The organism is Aequorivita vitellina (genome assembly GCF_022008365.1).
Taxonomy (GTDB): Bacteria; Bacteroidota; Bacteroidia; order Flavobacteriales; family Flavobacteriaceae; genus Aequorivita; species Aequorivita vitellina.
In genome coordinates this window covers 1-1,318 of the sequence record NZ_JAIRBA010000085.1, presented here as the reverse complement: position 1 = coordinate 1,318, position 1,318 = coordinate 1, and the positions used below count along the sequence as shown (strand labels likewise).

The 1,318-nt window shown below is 32.8% G+C and carries 1 protein-coding gene; it reads right to left on the bottom strand.

Annotated features, from left to right (window positions below):
* Positions 1 to 227: 227 nt before the first annotated feature.
* Positions 228 to 1,202 carry a hypothetical protein gene (locus tag K8089_RS16050; RefSeq protein WP_237604303.1) on the bottom strand — a complete coding sequence of 325 codons (975 nt, stop codon included), beginning with the start codon at positions 1,200 to 1,202 and terminating at the stop codon, positions 228 to 230.
* Positions 1,203 to 1,318: the final 116 nt, after the last annotated feature.

Genomic DNA, 1,318 nt, shown 5'->3' with positions numbered 1-1,318 from the left:
GCAGCCAAATAAAAAGGAAATCAGAATTAGATTTAATAATGTTTTTTTCAATAAACTATCGGTTTTCGTTTTTTGGCAATATGTTGCACAACGGTTTTGTGTATGGCTCGTTGCGGGAAATCAGCTATGATTTTCCGCCGTAACCGAAAGATAACAAATTGCAATGAATTCCGATTAGGAATTCAGCCGCAATGAGCTATACACGTTGTTGCCACACGTTTTTCATTTTATTCATCGAGTAATAAGTCAGAGGTAAATCCGCTAAGTTTTCCCCATTCTTTAATTTGTTTCATTTTCTTCTTTTCCAAAAATTCGCCTGTCCAAGGATTAAATGAATAGACATTGAACTTGTAGGTAATTCTCGAACGCCCTTCTTTTTTTATTTCATCTATTTGGTCGGTTAATTCAGCGATATAATATTTAAACTGTCCATCATAAAAAGTCGCTTTATTAAACCTTTCCCATTTCAAGAATTCTGAAATATTTTCTCCTTTTAGTCCGTGTTCTTTTGCAATTGAAATTGCTTTTGTTTTGTCAATTTCAAAAGTTTTGTTTTCAGAGTTTAATTTTTCAAATCCGTTGTTGTTAAATCTATCGTGACTTGGGATGTAATTTCCATTATGGTCAAGTTTGACACCAATCATTTCACTTTGCCAATCAGAGTTTTTAAGTCTGACTTGATATCGAAAAAGAAATTCAGTTGGTTTTCTTTTCATAGGTTCTGTCCAACTACCAACATAACCTTCTTTGTCATAAGCGTAACAATTAAAATTGAAACGAACTTGATTATCGTAAAACTCCTGACCATAATTAGAAATAATTAAACTGTCAGCTGTTTTTTTCATTCGTTCAAGTATTTCGTGATAAGGAAATAGTTTTTTGTTTACTTCACAAACTGCATTGTCATAATCGCGAGTAAATAATAATTGTTTGTTGAAGTTGTACTCTTTCCAAATTCCAATTCTCTTTCCACTTTTTTTTGTCCAACCTTCAGTTTTTAATCTTGTCGTGTCTTTTATAAAGTGTACACTTCTCCAAACGGAATCTTTGTTTTTAAAATTTTCTTGATAAATATGATAAACTGAATTTCTGATGATTTCGATTTCAGATGAATCTGTCGAAATATTTTCACGACTGAACTGTCCGAAAACAGAAAGTCCCGAAATAAGTGTGAAAAATGTTAGCAGAAATTTACTATTCATAGGTTTCGTTTAAATGTGTGGCAACGGTTCTGGCTACACAAAGTAGCGGAAAAACAAGCGCGGATTTGTCGGCGTAGGTTTTTTCATTTTTGAAAAGTACGGAATTTCGGGCAAAC

Coding starts and splice junctions, on each gene's coding strand:
- K8089_RS16050 (WP_237604303.1), bottom strand. CDS start 1,202: ATGAATAGTAAATTTCTGCTAACATTTTTCACACTTATTTCGGGACTT.